This is a genomic window from Palleronia abyssalis (assembly GCF_900302445.1).
GTDB lineage: Bacteria > Pseudomonadota > Alphaproteobacteria > Rhodobacterales > Rhodobacteraceae > Palleronia > Palleronia abyssalis.
Genome location: NZ_ONZF01000017.1, coordinates 33369 through 47566, shown reverse-complemented (window position 1 = coordinate 47566; position 14198 = coordinate 33369). Strand labels below are relative to the sequence as shown.

The following is a 14198-nucleotide window of genomic DNA, read 5'->3' as shown; positions in this document are numbered from 1 at the left end:
TTGTCATCCTCAGATGGGCAAGCGAGCCTAATTCGATGAGTCGGCTTGGGGCGTGGCTGGCCCATTTAGACAAATGACTATATGGTCCAAACGCGAGGCCAGTGTGGGAAGGGCCTGACGAGGGTTCTCCGCAGGGGGGTTCAAATGGGCCACAAGATTGCCATTTATGCGCGGGTCTCGACGCCGGAGCAAAACGGCGAGCGCCAGTTGCGCGAGCTGCGGGCCTTTGCAGAGCGGGCAGGCTACGAGATCGTCGCGGAAGAGTGCGAGACAGCCAGTGGACGGCGGGACAGTCGGCCCGGTCGTGCGCGGCTTCTGGCGATGGCAAAGCGGCGCGAAGTGGATGCAATCGCGGTCGTCGAATTGTCGCGATGGGGGCGTTCGACCTCGGACCTTCTCTCAACACTGAGTGAGCTGGAAGCGAAGAAGGTTTCGCTTCTGACGTTGAACGGTCTTGAGTTGGACGTGTCGTCTCCGATGGGAAAGATGATCTCGACCTTCCTCGCGGGCGTGGCGGAGTTTGAGACGGCACTACTCTCTGAGCGCGTCAAATCGGGGCTGGAAGCCGCTCGGGCCAAAGGAAAAACCTTGGGGCGGCAGGAAGGCGATGCGCCGGTAGTGCGGCGGCACGGTCGGAAAATCCGGGCGTTGGCGGCCGAGGGCCGCAGTCAAAGATGGATTGCCAAGGAGCTACAGATCAGCCGAACCACGGTTGCCAAGGCGATCCACGAAGGCTCCGGCGACAGCTAGTCCCTGACAATCTCGATGAACCGCTGATACTGCTCTGTGACCTCTTGGGCCTCGCGGAAGGCGCGCACGCGCTCCTGATCCAGACAGCCGATGTAATCCGAGACTTCGGACAGATAGTTCTCGAAGTCCTGGCGCAACAGGTCGGCATACTCGCGCACCTCGCTCTCCGCTGATGGCAAATATGGTTTTTCTGGTGGTAGACAGCTCTGAGAATGAGCTGGGAAGGCCAGAAAAATCAACAAAATTACTGTAGTGTTTAGAGGGTGAAAGTGACCGCACATCATAGGTGAACCCCTTGTGTTGCAATGGTAAATTGGTTGTCACCCGGATTCCCCGAGACCGGGTAGAGCCGACGCTGCCTGCAATCTGTACGGTTGCAGACAAAATAACAATATTGTATCGGTGGCGGCGCCTTGTCTGGTGCGCGTCTCCGATGCTCGTGAGCTAGGAGGCCAGGCCGGACGCATGTTCAAAGCAGCGCCTAATGTGGTCGTCGAAGAGACATTCAGAAACTTACTCGAGCGCGGGTATCGAGCGGAGATCGTCTGCTCGGAAAGCGCCTTCAAGCAGCACGCAACCTGGTATGGTCGCTGGTATCTCCGGGCTGTCTCGGACGACAACGGCGAAGAACATTTGCTCGTCACGGCACGAGGAAAAGGCAAAGGGGAAAAGGACCTCGCCCCTCGGTATTTCCGAACGGCTCCGGGTCTCATCTCCTTCCTGCACGATCAGGGATGCAAGTTCATCGAGATTCCACTGGAAGCGGGCACTCGGGCGTCTCAACGCCTCCTACGAAAACAAGACGAAGCGTCAGAGTAGCGCTCTCCTTGGTGCGGCTCTCGTAGCCGCCGCGCTCACCACGCCGCCTGCGAACGCGCAGGGAATGGTCATGGTGATGCGGTCGGACGGAAGCCTCGAAGCGCAATCTCCACAGAACGGTTTTTCTCGCACCTACGGCGATGCGCGCCGGTCGGACGGGGATAGCATTTTCCTGTTCAACGAAGACGAGGAAGATGAAGAGGGCGGCGAAGCCGAAGCCGCGGTGCAAGTTCCGCGCGCGGTCGTTCCGCCCGCTGCGGTCCTCCAAGCAATTGATACGACGGCGATGCGCTACGGGTCGCACCCGGCGCTACGGCGCGTCGGCATGTCCGTCTCGGAGTGGCGCCGCTTTTTCCGCGCAAACATCGAAATCGAGAGTGCCTACGATCCGAACGCTCGAAGCCATGTGGGCGCGATCGGGCTCGGGCAACTCATGCCTGCTACGGCGTCTACCCTCGGAGTGGACCCGCACGATTGGCAGGAAAATCTGGACGGGTCGGCTCGGTATCTTCTGACCCAGCTCGCCCGGTTCCAGGACCCACGGCTCGCCCTCGCTGCCTACAACGCAGGGCCAGCGGCCGTGGTCGAGAACGGGGGAATACCCCCGTACCGCGAGACCCAAAATCACGTCCTCAAGGTCATGGGGGTCTTCGCAAGGCTGCAAGGAGATCTAGGATGAAGTCGAATATCACTCACGTGGCTATGGCGGTCGTGTTGACCTTTGTCATAGCCGAACCGGCGCTCGCTCAAGAGCTGGACCTGTCGCCGGTACAAGACCTTCTGCAAGGCATCGTGGACGCCATCACCGGCCCGCTCGGCATGGTGATCGGGACGCTCGCCTTGATCGGGGTCTTCCTGACTTGGCTGTTCGGGATTCTCGACTTCCGGCAGGCGCTTTGGACCGTGATCGCCATCGCCGGCGTCGCAGCGGCGCCGACCATTGTTTCGACCATCTGGAATAACTGAGGTCGAAAAGCGATGACAGAGCAGTCCCGTGTTTATCTAGGTCTGACGCAACCACCCAAGCTGCTCGGCTTGCCGATCATGTATGCGATGATCTGGATGTTCGGGTCTGTTCTGGTCTTCCTTTGGGTGCAAAGCGTCATCGTCGCGCTGCTGGCCCTTGCCGCCTACCCGGTTCTCTGGAAGGCGGCGGATTGGGATCCGCATTTCATCGACGTGATTGCGACCACTCTCCAAGAAACTCCGCCCACGCGAAACCGTCGCCAGCACGGGGGAGATAGCTATGTCCCTTGAAGACAACGAACTCCTGCCGACGTGGTTTGCCCGCGAACGCAAGATGGCCTCGCTGCTGCCTTACGTGTCGCTGGTCGATGACAAGACGATCCGCACGCGCGGAAACGAGCTGATGCAGTGCATCCGGCTCGACGGTCTGAACAGCACCACCACCGAAGACGAATTGCTCGACAAGACGCGGGCGCTCTTCGCGCATGTCGTGGCGCAGTCAGGATCGGACTACAGCTTCTACGTCCATAAGGTTTCGCGGCCTGTCGAACACGGCCTGCCGCCTGTCAACGGGGGTGATTTTGCCGAGGCGGTCGATAACCGTTGGCGAGCGCACCTGGACGATGGAAAGCTACGCGACAAGACCCTCACGCTGACGGTGATGCGTCGCCCAACGCTCGGGGCGAACGTGCCGTTGCGCCGCGCGAAGTCGATGGCAACGCTCCGGAGCGAGACGGAAAAGGCCCTGCGGCGACTCTACGAGGTCACGAACTTTCTGCGCTCGACTTTTGGGAACCTCAACGCGCGGCTTCTGTCGGCTGAGGAAGGTGAGCTGCTGGGCTTCCTCGGCGCGCTGAATGTGGGGCGGGAAAGCCCGATCTATCGCGGCTCGTCTTATGGTTATGTGGCGCAAGACGTGGCGAACACGCGCGTCACGTTCAAAGGCCCGAACTTCTACCTGTCCGAAGGCACCATAGGACGGCGCGTAGGGACCACCTTTGCGCTCAAGAGCTATCACAGCACGTCGCAGTGCACGATGTTCGATGATCTGAACCTGCCGGTCGATATGGTCGTCACGCAGTCTTTCAGCACCATCAACTCGAACGTCATGGCGGGGCGCATTAAGCGCCAGATGCGGCTTCGTCGCGCGTCAGACAACGGCGCAATGTCGCTCCTGGAGGAAATGCCGACCGCGCTCGATGATCTCGAAACCGGGCGGCTGAGCTTCGGGCTACACCACATGACGGTGACGGTATTCGCGGAGACCGAAGAAAAGCTCGATAGCATCGGCGCCGAAGTGCGCAACATCGCGACGACAGAAGGCGTCACGATGGTGAATGAGAGCTTTGCGGCTAAGACGCATTACTTCGCGCAGCACCCCGGAAATGGAGCCAAGCGAAGCCGTAAGGCGGCGGTCACGAACCACAACTTCGCGGACTATGCCGCCTTCCATCGCCCTCAGATGGGTAAGACCGGCGAGCGCGTCCCTTGGGGCGTTCCCGTCACTATGTTCCCGACCGTGGATAGGGGCGGCTTCCACTTCAACTTCCATGAGGAAGGGTCGCCCGAGAAAGAGCCGACCGGGGGGCATACCCTGATCCTCGGACGCCCTGGCTCGGGCAAGTCCGTTCTCGCCGCCTTTCTGATGACGCAGGCGAAGCGCGCGGGCGCGCGGCTGTTCGTCTTCGATTACCGGCGCGGGATGGAAATGGCGGTGCGCGCCAACGGCGGTCGCTACACGTCCATCAACGCGGGCGAGAAGACCGGCCTAAATCCGCTCCGCACAGAGATCGACGCGCGCGGGCAGGCATGGCTTTCCGACTGGCTCTCCGCTTTGGTTCATCGCTCCGACAAGCCGCTGACGCCCACGCAGGTGAACCGCATCCAAGAGGTCGTGCGGCAGAACGCGGAAGCGCGCGAGGATCTTCGCAACTGGACGGACTTGGCCTCTCTGTTCAGCTCGACCGACGACGAAGGCGATCTGCATGAGCGCCTTGTCGAGTGGACCGAAGGCGGACGCTACGGCTGGATTTTCGGGAACAACCAAGAGGACACGTTCTCGCTCGAAGGCGAGACGGTTGGTTTCGATCTGACCGGAATCTTGGACAGCGAAAGCGAGAAAGAGCGCATGGCGGTCCTCTCGTATCTGTTCCGCCGGGTGGAGCGGAAAATCGAGGATCGACGCCGCACGATCATCGTCATTGATGAAGCGTGGAAGGCGCTCGATAACCCCTACTTCGCGGAGCGACTGAGCAACTGGCTCGTCACGGCCCGGAAGCAGAACGCGGTCGTCGTGATGATGACGCAGTATGCCAGCCAGCTCAAAAGGACGAACGTTGGTCAGACCATCGTTGAGGCGGTCCCGACGCAAATCCTTCTCCCCAACATACGGGCACGCCGCAGCGACTATGACCTGCTCGGCCTGCACGACAAGGAACTCGACATGCTGCTCAACTCGGGCAGCAACTCGCGCCTCGGGCTTGTGCGCGACGATCAGGGCTCGGTCCTGGTCGATGCCGATCTGAGCCCGCTGGGCAACCTTCTGACCATCCTGGGCGGGATGGAAAAGGGCGAGGAACTGGTCGGGGAAGACTACCGCGACCGCCCGGATTTCTGGAGGATCGGATGAAGCTCTTGACCGCTGCCCTGCTGATGGCCGTGACCCTTGCCGGGTGCGGCTATCAGCCCTCGACCGCTGAGTGCTTTAACTTCGCCCCGACTGACGGGCCTTGCACCTTCACGCCGGTGAACTCGGAGCACTGGAAGGTTGTCTCCGATGGCGACTAAGCTCCCGGCGCTCATGCTCTGCACAGCATTGACCGTCCTGCCCGGCGTGGCAGGGGCGCAGGGCGTCCCTGTCTTCGATGCACAGAAGAATGCGCAGATACAGGGGATCATCGAGCGCACGGAACTCGATCTGCTGCTCCAACAGGACGTTCTCGATACCGCTGAGCGGCTGGTCGAAATCAAACAGGAACAGCTCGACGCTCTGGCCGACATTCATTCGACGGCGACTATGGGCGACACGAACGTGTCGGGCATGGTCGCGAGCCTCGAAGATAATAGCTCGGATGAGACGGCTTCCGATGAGCTTTACTCGCCCGTCGATACCAACCCCGGCGCGGAACAGATGTTCGGGGCCGTTGAAGGCGAGGCGGGGAACAGTGAACCGGGCACGGGCGGCGGCGAAGTCGAAGAAAGGTTCGGAGACGCCAGCGGCTCGGTCGAAGGACTGATTATCCGCGTGGCAAAGGAGACGCACGGCAACGCCGGTGTCGGCACGGCCGGGCTGTCCGCGGTCCAATGGCGGGCGCTTCTCCAAGCTCTGATCTGGCAGGAAAGCCGCTTCACCATCGGGGCCAAGTCGCCGGTTGGAGCGTTCGGTCTGACGCAGATCATGCCGGGCACTGCCAGCGATCTCGGCATCAACCCGGAATACTACGAGAGTCCCTATCTCCAAGTCGAAGGCGGCGCGCGCTACCTCGCCTCGATGCTGAATATGTTCGACGGGAACATCATTCATGCGCTCGCGGCCTACAACGCCGGCCCTGGAAACGTGCAGAACTATGGGGGCGTCCCGCCGTTCGAGGAAACCCAGCACTACGTGCAGGTGATCCCCGAACGCTACAACCACTACCTCGAGATCATCGGCGGCGTGGATGCTCTTGGCACCATCGACCCTGTGACGCTCGCCAACTCAACCATGAGCATGACGGCCTACGGCTCCGGGGTCTACGGCGACTACTCCCTGACTTCCGTGCAAGCCGCCGCAGCGCGCGTCAGCGCGATCATAGAGCGGATCGGGGAGACCGAAGACGTTCAGGAAGCCTATGCCCTGAACACCTATGCGCGCGCTGAGCTGGCGCGGCTCGTCGCGATCCGCACTCGGCTCAAGGCGGCGCAGACCCGCGCCCTTTCCGCAGAGCAAGTCGCGATGGCGGCACGAACGGCCCAGGAGCGGGCCTTCATGGACTTTCAAATGGAGGATTTCGAGTGATGGCTATCTCGAAAACGATAGGACGGTGGGTCCGCGCGGCGGCCCTGACGGGTGCAGTCGCCGTCTCTGGTGGTGGTGCCATGCTGTCGAGCGCGGTTGCGTTCATGGCCGCGCCCCCGGCGTACGCGCAAGGCGTGCCGGTGGTCGATACACAGAACATCGCGCAGGAAATTCGGCAAATTCAGCAGATGCTGGAAGACTACGGCATCCAGTCGGATCAACTCGACCGCCTACTTGAGCAAGTCGAACTTCTCCAAAGTCAAATCGACCAGCTCGAAGAGACCTATGACGCCTTGAGCGGCCCGACGAACGTGGCCGCGATGGTGATGGAGAACGGCGACCTTAACGGCCTTCTCGATCAGGAATTTGAGGACGTGATCGACTTGGCCCAAGGCGTCGCCAACGGCGACTTCTCTGGCCTCCTGGGCGGTTCGGCGCCGGAGATTCAGACGCAGATGGAGCGCGTCTTGGCCGAAGCTGGCTTCGGTGAAGATACGCTGTCGGAAATGGCGTCCAGCGGCAACCGAGGCGCGGAGAACGTCGCCACGCGCGCCTCCACAGGGGCGGTCATGTCGGCGGCCGCGCAGAACAGCCACCGCGAGGCGGCGCAGTCGCTTGAGCGGGTAGATGAGCTGGTCGGGATGATCCCCGACATGGAAACGCTCAAGTCGAGCGTCGATCACAACACGCGCGTCACGGCGGAGCTGGCGATCGCCATGACGCGCATGTGGGAACTCGAAGCAATTCAGACGGTAGGGTCCGGTCAAAGCGGTGTGGTCGATGCGGCCGCCATCGCTGAGGAACAGAGGTTCATGGACTTCACCCTGCCGGACCTCGAATGAGCGAGGCAGGCGTGGCTAAACAAGACGAGATCATTGAAGAAGAGCTTGTTTACGGCGCTCGTCGCCGTGAACGGCTCTGGCAGAAGGTTGCGCTCGTGAGCGCGGTCTTCGGCATCGCGGGCTGCCTAGCGGCTGCGGCTGTCTCGGTTCTCGATGTGGACCCGCCGCCGGTTGTGGTCCCGGTGGATAGTGAGACAGGCATGGCGGTTCCGAACGCGGCGGTTGAAGCCGTCTCGCTGACGGAGCGCCCGGCGATCATTCAGGCCGAAGTCTACCGCTATGTGAACGCGCGGGAGACCTACAACCAGCTCGACAACGATGTGCGAATTGAGCGTGTCCTGGCCATGTCCGATGGGAATGCGGAATCCTCCCTGCGGCAGCTCTGGACCAGCGGCCACGCCGATTATCCGCCCAACAACTACGGCGAGGATGCGCGGCTCGATGTGCAAATCGACTCGATCAACCTCATTACGAACAACCGGGCACAAGTGCGGTTTCGGAAGCGGCTGACGTCCAATGAAGGGACGCAGACAGGGAGCTTCACGGCAACGCTGCTCTATGAGTTTCGGCCCGCACAAATGCGGCAGATAGACGATGTGTGGCGCAATCCCTTCGGCTTCACGGTGACTGAATACGCGGTCGTGTCCGATAGGCAGGAGTGACGCCATGAAAAGACGAGGCATCTGGACACTGGCTCTCGGAGTCGCACTCGCGGCCACGGCCGCGCAGGCGGAATATTCCCCGCGACCTGGGCACTACGACAGCCGCGTTCGCACAGCCACCTATCGCGACGGCGAGGTCTACCGGATCAACGTCTCGATGACCCACGTAACGAGCATCGAGTTCGGACAGGGCGAGACGATCCGCTCGATCATCGCCGGCGATACGGAAGGCTTCATGCTGGACGGGGTGCCCGGAGGCCGCGCCTTTGCGATCAAGCCCGGGGCGCAAGGTATCTCGACCAACATCACGGTCTACACCAATCGCCGCAGCTACTATTTCAGCGTCACCGAGACCTCGAACCCGACGCACTACGTGGTGCGGTTCGATTATCCGCAGGACCGGCGCGCTGAGCCGCGCGATGCCGTCGCGCGGAGTGCGCCGAACACCAATTACGGCGTGAGCGGTCAGTCAGAAATCACACCGACCGCGATCTGGGACGATGGGACGTTCACCTACTTCCGTTTCGCCAGAAATGCGCCTGTGCCTTCGATCTTCAAATGGTCGAACGGCAATGAGCGGTCGGTGAACAGCATGGCGACCGAAGATGACGTGATCCGCGTCTCCGGCGTCAACAACAGGTGGGTGCTGCGCCTTGGCGACCAAGAAATCTGCGTGGAAACCCTGCCGACGCAAGGAGGCCAGCAATGAGCGATGAGAACACCAACGGCGAGGGAAATCCGAGCCTCGAAGAGCGTCTGCAAGCCCTTGAAAGCAGTGAGAGCGGCGGGGGCTCCGGGACACGCCGCCAGCGCCCGAACGTGTCGCCTTTGGTGGCTATCGGCGGCGTGGCGGCGATCAGCCTAATGGGCGGCTTGGTGTATCTCTCTATGCAGCCCGAAGAAGAAGAGCGGATGCAGACGGGCGCTCCGGCTGAGTTTCAGCCCGAAGGTGACGGGTTCGGGACGATCACACCGACGCGCGTTCCTGAACCTGAGCCGGAACCTGAACCGGAGCCTGAGCCACAACCGGCAGCGGCCCCGAACTCCGAGCTGCTGGATCGGATCGACAGGCTCCAAGCGGAGATTGAAAATCTTCGCGACGCTCCGGCCGAAGAGCAGGACACGTCGGAGCAAGACGCTCGAGTTGATGATTTGCTTACGCAGGTCGAAGACTTGCAAGAGGCGAACGAAGAGGCTCAGAGCGAGTTTCAGCGTCAGCTCCAACAACGTGACCGGGAGCTTCGTCAGCTTCAAGCAGACCTGGATCTCGCGCGGTTGCAGCCCAACCCGACGCCCGCCACGGCTCCGGCCGAGACCGGGCCGAACGAAGAGGAACAGCGCCGCCTTGCGGAACTGGAACGGCGGCGGCAGGAGGCGCGGGAGTTTCAAGCCGCGCGCAACGAGAGCGGCATCATCGCATTTGGCGGCGGTGGGTCCGACAACGGCGCTGGCGATGAGGCTGAACAGCTACTCGATGCGGGGACCGATTTCGTCCGCAACGGCGGCGCGACGGCCGAGGTCACTCAGGCGGAAGTGATAGCAAATCCGTCGAACACGGTACCGCAAGGAACGCTGATACAGGCGTCGCTCGAAACGGCCGTCGATAGCTCGACACCCGGCCAGGTGCGCGCGCTCACGTCGGAGAACGTCTATTCCTATGACGGGTCGCGCGTCCTGATCCCACGTGGCTCGCGGCTTATTGGGCGTTACCAGTCGGGCGTCGAGATTGCGCAGAAGCGCATCACCATCGCTTGGGACCGGATCATTCTGCCGACACAGCAGACCGTCGAAATCAGCGCCTTCGGTGGCGATGAGCTGGGGCGCTCAGGTGTGGGCGGGTTCGTGGACTCCCGGTTCGACGAACGGTTCGGTTCAGCGGCTCTTATCTCGTTGATCTCGGCTGGGGCCAGCTATGGCACCGGTCAGCTTGAAAGCGAGGATGCCGCCGACGCGGCGGATCAGGTTGGTGGCGATCTGGAAAGCGCCTCGAACAGTGCCCTCGATGACTACCTGTCCCTCGGTCCAGTGATCCACGTGGACCAAGGCGAGACGGTCACGGTCATGGTGGACCGGGACCTGGAGATTTTCTGATGGGCTCCGGGTATCTCGAAAGCTCTCTCGACCGCATCCCCGAAGCCTCGCGGGAGGACGTAATCGAGATATGCGTGAACCCTGACGGGCGTGTGTGGGGAGAGTTTCAGGGGGACCTCTTCATGCAGCCCCTTGAAACGGCGCTGTCGGAGACGCAGGCGAAAGACCTGGCGAACCAAGTGGCATCGGCCACGCAAACGACGATGAGCAAGTCGAAGCCGGTCGTTTCGGTGAGCATCGAATATCGGAATCGACCGATCCGCGCGCAGGTTATGGTCTCGCCTGTGGTCGGCCGCGGTGCGTCGATCTCTCTGCGGTTCTTCACGAACGTTCCGCTCGACAAGATCGAGCTGAAGTTCCTCTACGGCGAGGAATGTAGCCTCGAACAAGTCCGGCAGGAGCGAACGCGCGAGCTGCGCTCCATTGTAGCAAGCGGCGATATTACCGCCTGCCTGCGCTTCTGCGTGGATCACAAGCTCAACATGATCGTCGCCGGGGGCACGTCCACGGGCAAGACGGTCGCCGCGCGGAAGATCCTTTCTTACGTGCCGCCGGAAGAGCGGATCGTCACCATCGAAGAGGCGGCAGAGCTGCTGCCAGCGCAGCCGAATGCGGTCACGCTGATCTCGAACCGCGAAGTCGAGCATCAAACGGCAGACGCGCTACTGACTTCAACGCTGCGGATGCGGCCTGACAGGATCGTGCTGGGCGAGGTGCGCGGACAGGAAGCCATGACCTTCCTCGAAGCGATCAATACCGGGCACGGTGGCTCGATGACGACACTGCACGCTGAGACGCCGCAACTGGCGATGCAAAGACTCGCCATTGCTGCCCTGAAAACAAACGTCCCGATGACCTACGCCGACATGGTGCGTTACATCGAAAACTCTATCGACGTGGTAATTCAGACAGGCCGTCTCGAAGGCGACCGGGGTATCACCGAATTTTTCCTGCCGGGCGCGGAAGAAAAGGAGGGCCAAGGCCATGATGAAGTTTGAGCATGAGGTCGATACCATCGACTTGCGGAAAAAGACGAAGGAAATGCCGGCTACTCTCGCGCGGCGGAGTGCAGAAGGCTGGGAGCTGGTATCGGTCGTGACGGCCGGGCCGACTGATCTGCACCTCTTCTTCAAGCGGCCGATGGCGGCTGAGCCAAAGGCGGTGGCATGATGGGACGCCACCTTGCCGCCCTTATGATGGCGGGCCTCATGGCTGGACCTGTGGCTGCGCAGGACTCGTTCATGCTGCCCGATCTAAACGAAGAGCCGGAGAACCCGGATTGCCCGGATGCGCCTGCGCGCCCGGAATGGGTCGCGAACCCCTCCAATGAGGGCCTGACGCGCTCGGAGCTGGCGACGGAACTGTATCAGCAGGAAGGCTATCGCAATGTGGTCGAAGCCGGGGAATGCACCTGCGAGCTGCGCTTCCCGTCCTGGGACAACGTGACAGAGGCGATGGAAACCGAATTTGCCGGAATCTCGCGCTTCGAGTTTCTGGAAGTCATCCCCGACATTCGGAAAGCGACGAAGACCTACAGGAATGAAGGTCGGCCGATCTGTAGAGACGCCGGGCTCTGGTAGAGCAGGAGAACGAAAATGGGCGTCGTAACGTTCTTTGTCGAGACGACTGACGGGTTTCTCAATGATGCGGCTGAGACGCAATTCGGAATGGTTGCGGCGACGGTCGGCACTATTGGGACGGTAGCCTGCACATTGGTCGTGATCCTCGTATTCCTGAACCTCATATTCGGATTTCGGGACATGGACGGTCGGATGGCGTTTTGGCTCGTGGTCAAGATGGTGCTGATCTCGATCTTCGCGCAGAGCTGGACGCAGTTCGATCAATTCTCGTCGGCGCTTCTCAACGGCATCGACTCCATCGCGGGATCACTTGTCGCCTCGGTCGGCGGCGGCGGCGAAATCGGGCCTTCGGGCACCTTCGCGGAAGAGTTCGACGGTCTCATCGAGAACATGACGGAATATCTGGACGCGATTGCAGACAGCATGAATTGGATGCAGGGCGCGATCACGAACGGCATCGGCCTCGTTCTTCTCAGCCTTCTCGGCGGGATCGCCGCCTTCATCGTGGTTTTCTCGCGCGTGATCCTCACACTCATGCTGGCCCTTGCGCCGATCATGATCTTCCTGACCCTCTTCGACGCGACGAAAGACTACTTTCTCCGCTGGGTCAGCTCGACGGCCTCTTTCGCCCTCTATCCTGTGGTCATCGCGGGCATCTTCGCGACAATCATCGGTGTGGGTGGTTCCCTCATGGCAACCCTTGGCGATCCGGGCTCGGCCGAGAATATCGGGGCACTGATCCCTTTCTTCATGCTGGTTCTCATGTCCAAAGCCTTCATCTTGGCCACGCCGTTTCTCGTGCGCTCGATCTCCGGCAATGTGGTGATGCCGGCGATGCAGGCGGTCAGCCCCGAAGGCATTCGCTCCTTCACGGCGGGGGCCGCGAACACAAGCGGCTCGCAGGCTCGGGCGCAACGCGGGATGCGAAGCGGAACGGAGCTGGCCGGGTCGGCGTCGAGGTCGGCCGCCCTGGGCGCTGGCGCGCGAGTCCAAAGGATGATGCAGCGCAACAAGAGACTGTCCGAGACATAGAAAAATGCCCGCTTCAGCGGGCTTTTTTGGGGTCCATTGCAGGACGGTGTGAAATCCTACGGTAAGGCATCTGTCGAGAGGCACCGGAGGATCGCTTGGGATAGCCGACGTTCGCTGGACCAAGAGTGAGCGGCGACTGTGCGGACGAAGGGGCCGTTCAGAGGTCTGAATTCAACGGCCTCTTCAGATACCGACCTTTCGCTGATTTCTTAAGAATCTAGACAGTAAGTATGGCTCGGGTCTGCGAAGCCGCGGCCAAGCCTCCCCCATCGTTCGGCATTGTGATCGGCGACGGTTTGCTTCATATCAGCGGTTGCTGATACCTTATTCCTTCCAAGCATTGATGGCAGGCTATGAGTTCGAAGGATAACCAAGAACAGCGGCGCCGGAGCGGACGGCCGCTCATGATTTTGCCTATTCTTCTGTTTGGGTTGCTGGGCGTAGTCTTCTACTGGGGCCTCTGGAACAACGACGACCGGTTGCCCTCGACGCTGATCGGAAGACCAATCCCGGAATTCGCGCTCCCGCCCATCGAAGGGCGGCAGGACGGCCTAGCCTCGGCGAACCTGCTAGACCAGGTTTCTCTCGTCAACGTCTGGGCGTCGTGGTGCGTCCCCTGCCGCACGGAGAACCCGCTTCTCGTCGATCTTGCCGAAGCGGGCACCGTTCCGATCTACGGTATCAACTACAAGGACAATGCCGAGGAGGCGCTGGGTTTCCTCGAAGAGCTCGGCGATCCCTTCACCCGCATCGGCGCGGACCGATCAGGCCGCGTTGCGATAGACTGGGGCGTCTATGGAGTGCCGGAAACATACATAATCGACGCCGAGGGGCGCATTGCATACAAGCATGTCGGCCCCTTTGATCAGGCCTCGCTTGAGGAGGACATTCTGCCGGTCGTGCGCCGGTTGCAGGCTGAGAGCGACCCGTGAGGCGACGTGACGTCCTTGCCGGAGTCTTGGCGCTTGCGGCAAGCCCTGCCTCCGCCCGACCACCGATCCCTAATCACGGGACTCCGCGTGATCTCCTGTCGCCGCCTTTCGTGGATGGAGATGGACGGAATCTGACGCTGGCGGACTTCGAGGGACGTGTCGTGCTTCTGAACATTTGGGCGACCTGGTGCCCGCCTTGTCGCGAGGAGATGCCGACGCTCGACGCGCTGCAAGCGCGCCTCGGCGGATCGGATTTTCATGTTCTGCCGCTGTCGATCGATCGGGCCGGTCTCGAACCTGTGCGCCGCTTCTACCGAGAGACCGGCATTCGCAACCTCGATCTCTATATCGCGGAGGATACGCGCGCGATGCTGGCCTTGGCCGTGGTGGGCCTGCCGACAACGATTCTGATCGACCGCATTGGGCGCGAGCGCGGGCGCCTCGCAGGCCCGGCCGAATGGAACAGCCCCGAAGCCGTTGCGCAGATAAGCGCTCTTATTGACGAACGTAAGCAATAGGACATGGAA

General features: G+C 61.4%; 19 protein-coding genes. 18 read left to right on the top strand and 1 reads right to left on the bottom strand.

From position 1 onward, the window contains the following. Nucleotides 1–144: 144 nt before the first annotated feature. Nucleotides 145–750, top strand: a complete 606-nt coding sequence (locus PAA8504_RS20685; protein ID WP_108896030.1) for a recombinase family protein — start codon at nt 145–147, stop codon at nt 748–750. Here the strand turns inward: PAA8504_RS20685 and PAA8504_RS20680 are convergent. After that, a complete protein-coding gene (locus PAA8504_RS20680) occupies nt 747–908 on the bottom strand; it encodes a hypothetical protein (protein WP_245897720.1) in 162 nt (53 codons plus the stop codon). The two genes, PAA8504_RS20685 and PAA8504_RS20680, sit on opposite strands and share 4 nt — an antisense overlap. Nucleotides 909–1215: 307 nt before the next feature. On the opposite strand from PAA8504_RS20680, the gene PAA8504_RS20675 reads away from it, so the two are divergent. The 17 genes from PAA8504_RS20675 (at nt 1216) to PAA8504_RS20600 (ending at nt 14189) form a co-directional block, all read left to right on the top strand. After that, the gene (locus PAA8504_RS20675) at nt 1216–1569 is read left to right on the top strand and encodes a hypothetical protein (protein ID WP_092696180.1); all 354 of its coding nucleotides are present in this window, start codon (nt 1216–1218) and stop codon (nt 1567–1569) included. Nucleotides 1570–1633: 64 nt separating this feature from the next. Continuing rightward, nucleotides 1634–2248, top strand: coding sequence for a lytic transglycosylase domain-containing protein (locus tag PAA8504_RS20670; protein ID WP_108896029.1), 615 nt, complete (start codon nt 1634–1636; stop codon nt 2246–2248). After that, nucleotides 2245–2535: a TrbC/VirB2 family protein gene (locus tag PAA8504_RS20665; RefSeq protein WP_108896028.1), complete on the top strand. Its 291-nt coding sequence runs from the start codon at nt 2245–2247 to the stop codon at nt 2533–2535. The genes PAA8504_RS20670 and PAA8504_RS20665 overlap by 4 nt, the downstream gene beginning before the upstream one ends. Before the next feature lie 12 nt (nt 2536–2547). Next, complete coding sequence (locus PAA8504_RS20660; protein WP_107978157.1) at nt 2548–2826, top strand: VirB3 family type IV secretion system protein; 279 nt, start codon at nt 2548–2550, stop codon at nt 2824–2826. After that, the gene (locus PAA8504_RS20655) at nt 2816–5164 is read left to right on the top strand and encodes a VirB4 family type IV secretion/conjugal transfer ATPase (RefSeq protein ID WP_108896027.1); all 2349 of its coding nucleotides are present in this window, start codon (nt 2816–2818) and stop codon (nt 5162–5164) included. The genes PAA8504_RS20660 and PAA8504_RS20655 overlap by 11 nt, the downstream gene beginning before the upstream one ends. Beyond that, nucleotides 5161–5322: a hypothetical protein gene (locus PAA8504_RS22225; RefSeq protein WP_181375904.1), complete on the top strand. Its 162-nt coding sequence runs from the start codon at nt 5161–5163 to the stop codon at nt 5320–5322. The genes PAA8504_RS20655 and PAA8504_RS22225 overlap by 4 nt, the downstream gene beginning before the upstream one ends. After that, the gene (locus PAA8504_RS20650; protein ID WP_108896026.1) at nt 5312–6532 is read left to right on the top strand and encodes a lytic transglycosylase domain-containing protein; all 1221 of its coding nucleotides are present in this window, start codon (nt 5312–5314) and stop codon (nt 6530–6532) included. The genes PAA8504_RS22225 and PAA8504_RS20650 overlap by 11 nt, the downstream gene beginning before the upstream one ends. 80 nt (nt 6533–6612) lie before the next feature. After that, nucleotides 6613–7374 (top strand): type IV secretion system protein, encoded by a 762-nt coding sequence (locus PAA8504_RS20645; RefSeq protein WP_108896032.1) that lies wholly within the window; start codon nt 6613–6615, stop codon nt 7372–7374. After that, complete coding sequence (locus PAA8504_RS20640; protein ID WP_108896025.1) at nt 7371–8036, top strand: VirB8 family type IV secretion system protein; 666 nt, start codon at nt 7371–7373, stop codon at nt 8034–8036. Before PAA8504_RS20645 ends, PAA8504_RS20640 begins: the two co-directional genes overlap by 4 nt. A gap of 4 nt (nt 8037–8040) precedes the next feature. Next, the gene (locus tag PAA8504_RS20635; protein ID WP_108896024.1) at nt 8041–8745 is read left to right on the top strand and encodes a TrbG/VirB9 family P-type conjugative transfer protein; all 705 of its coding nucleotides are present in this window, start codon (nt 8041–8043) and stop codon (nt 8743–8745) included. Continuing rightward, nucleotides 8742–10127 carry a TraB/TrbI/VirB10 family type IV secretion system protein gene (locus tag PAA8504_RS20630; protein ID WP_181375903.1) on the top strand — a complete coding sequence of 462 codons (1386 nt, stop codon included), beginning with the start codon at nt 8742–8744 and terminating at the stop codon, nt 10125–10127. Before PAA8504_RS20635 ends, PAA8504_RS20630 begins: the two co-directional genes overlap by 4 nt. Continuing rightward, the gene (locus PAA8504_RS20625; protein WP_108896023.1) at nt 10127–11125 is read left to right on the top strand and encodes an ATPase, T2SS/T4P/T4SS family; all 999 of its coding nucleotides are present in this window, start codon (nt 10127–10129) and stop codon (nt 11123–11125) included. Before PAA8504_RS20630 ends, PAA8504_RS20625 begins: the two co-directional genes overlap by 1 nt. Further along, nucleotides 11112–11297 carry a DUF4177 domain-containing protein gene (locus tag PAA8504_RS20620; protein WP_210204180.1) on the top strand — a complete coding sequence of 62 codons (186 nt, stop codon included), beginning with the start codon at nt 11112–11114 and terminating at the stop codon, nt 11295–11297. Before PAA8504_RS20625 ends, PAA8504_RS20620 begins: the two co-directional genes overlap by 14 nt. Further along, a complete protein-coding gene (locus PAA8504_RS20615) occupies nt 11294–11707 on the top strand; it encodes a hypothetical protein (RefSeq protein ID WP_107978098.1) in 414 nt (137 codons plus the stop codon). Before PAA8504_RS20620 ends, PAA8504_RS20615 begins: the two co-directional genes overlap by 4 nt. A gap of 15 nt (nt 11708–11722) precedes the next feature. Further along, the gene (locus PAA8504_RS20610; protein ID WP_107978099.1) at nt 11723–12739 is read left to right on the top strand and encodes a TrbL/VirB6 family protein; all 1017 of its coding nucleotides are present in this window, start codon (nt 11723–11725) and stop codon (nt 12737–12739) included. Between the two features lie 404 nt (nt 12740–13143). Continuing rightward, nucleotides 13144–13671, top strand: coding sequence for a DsbE family thiol:disulfide interchange protein (locus PAA8504_RS20605; RefSeq protein ID WP_064260187.1), 528 nt, complete (start codon nt 13144–13146; stop codon nt 13669–13671). After that, nucleotides 13668–14189, top strand: a complete 522-nt coding sequence (locus tag PAA8504_RS20600) for a TlpA family protein disulfide reductase (protein ID WP_035746432.1) — start codon at nt 13668–13670, stop codon at nt 14187–14189. The genes PAA8504_RS20605 and PAA8504_RS20600 overlap by 4 nt, the downstream gene beginning before the upstream one ends. The last annotated feature ends 9 nt before the right edge of the window (nt 14190–14198 follow it).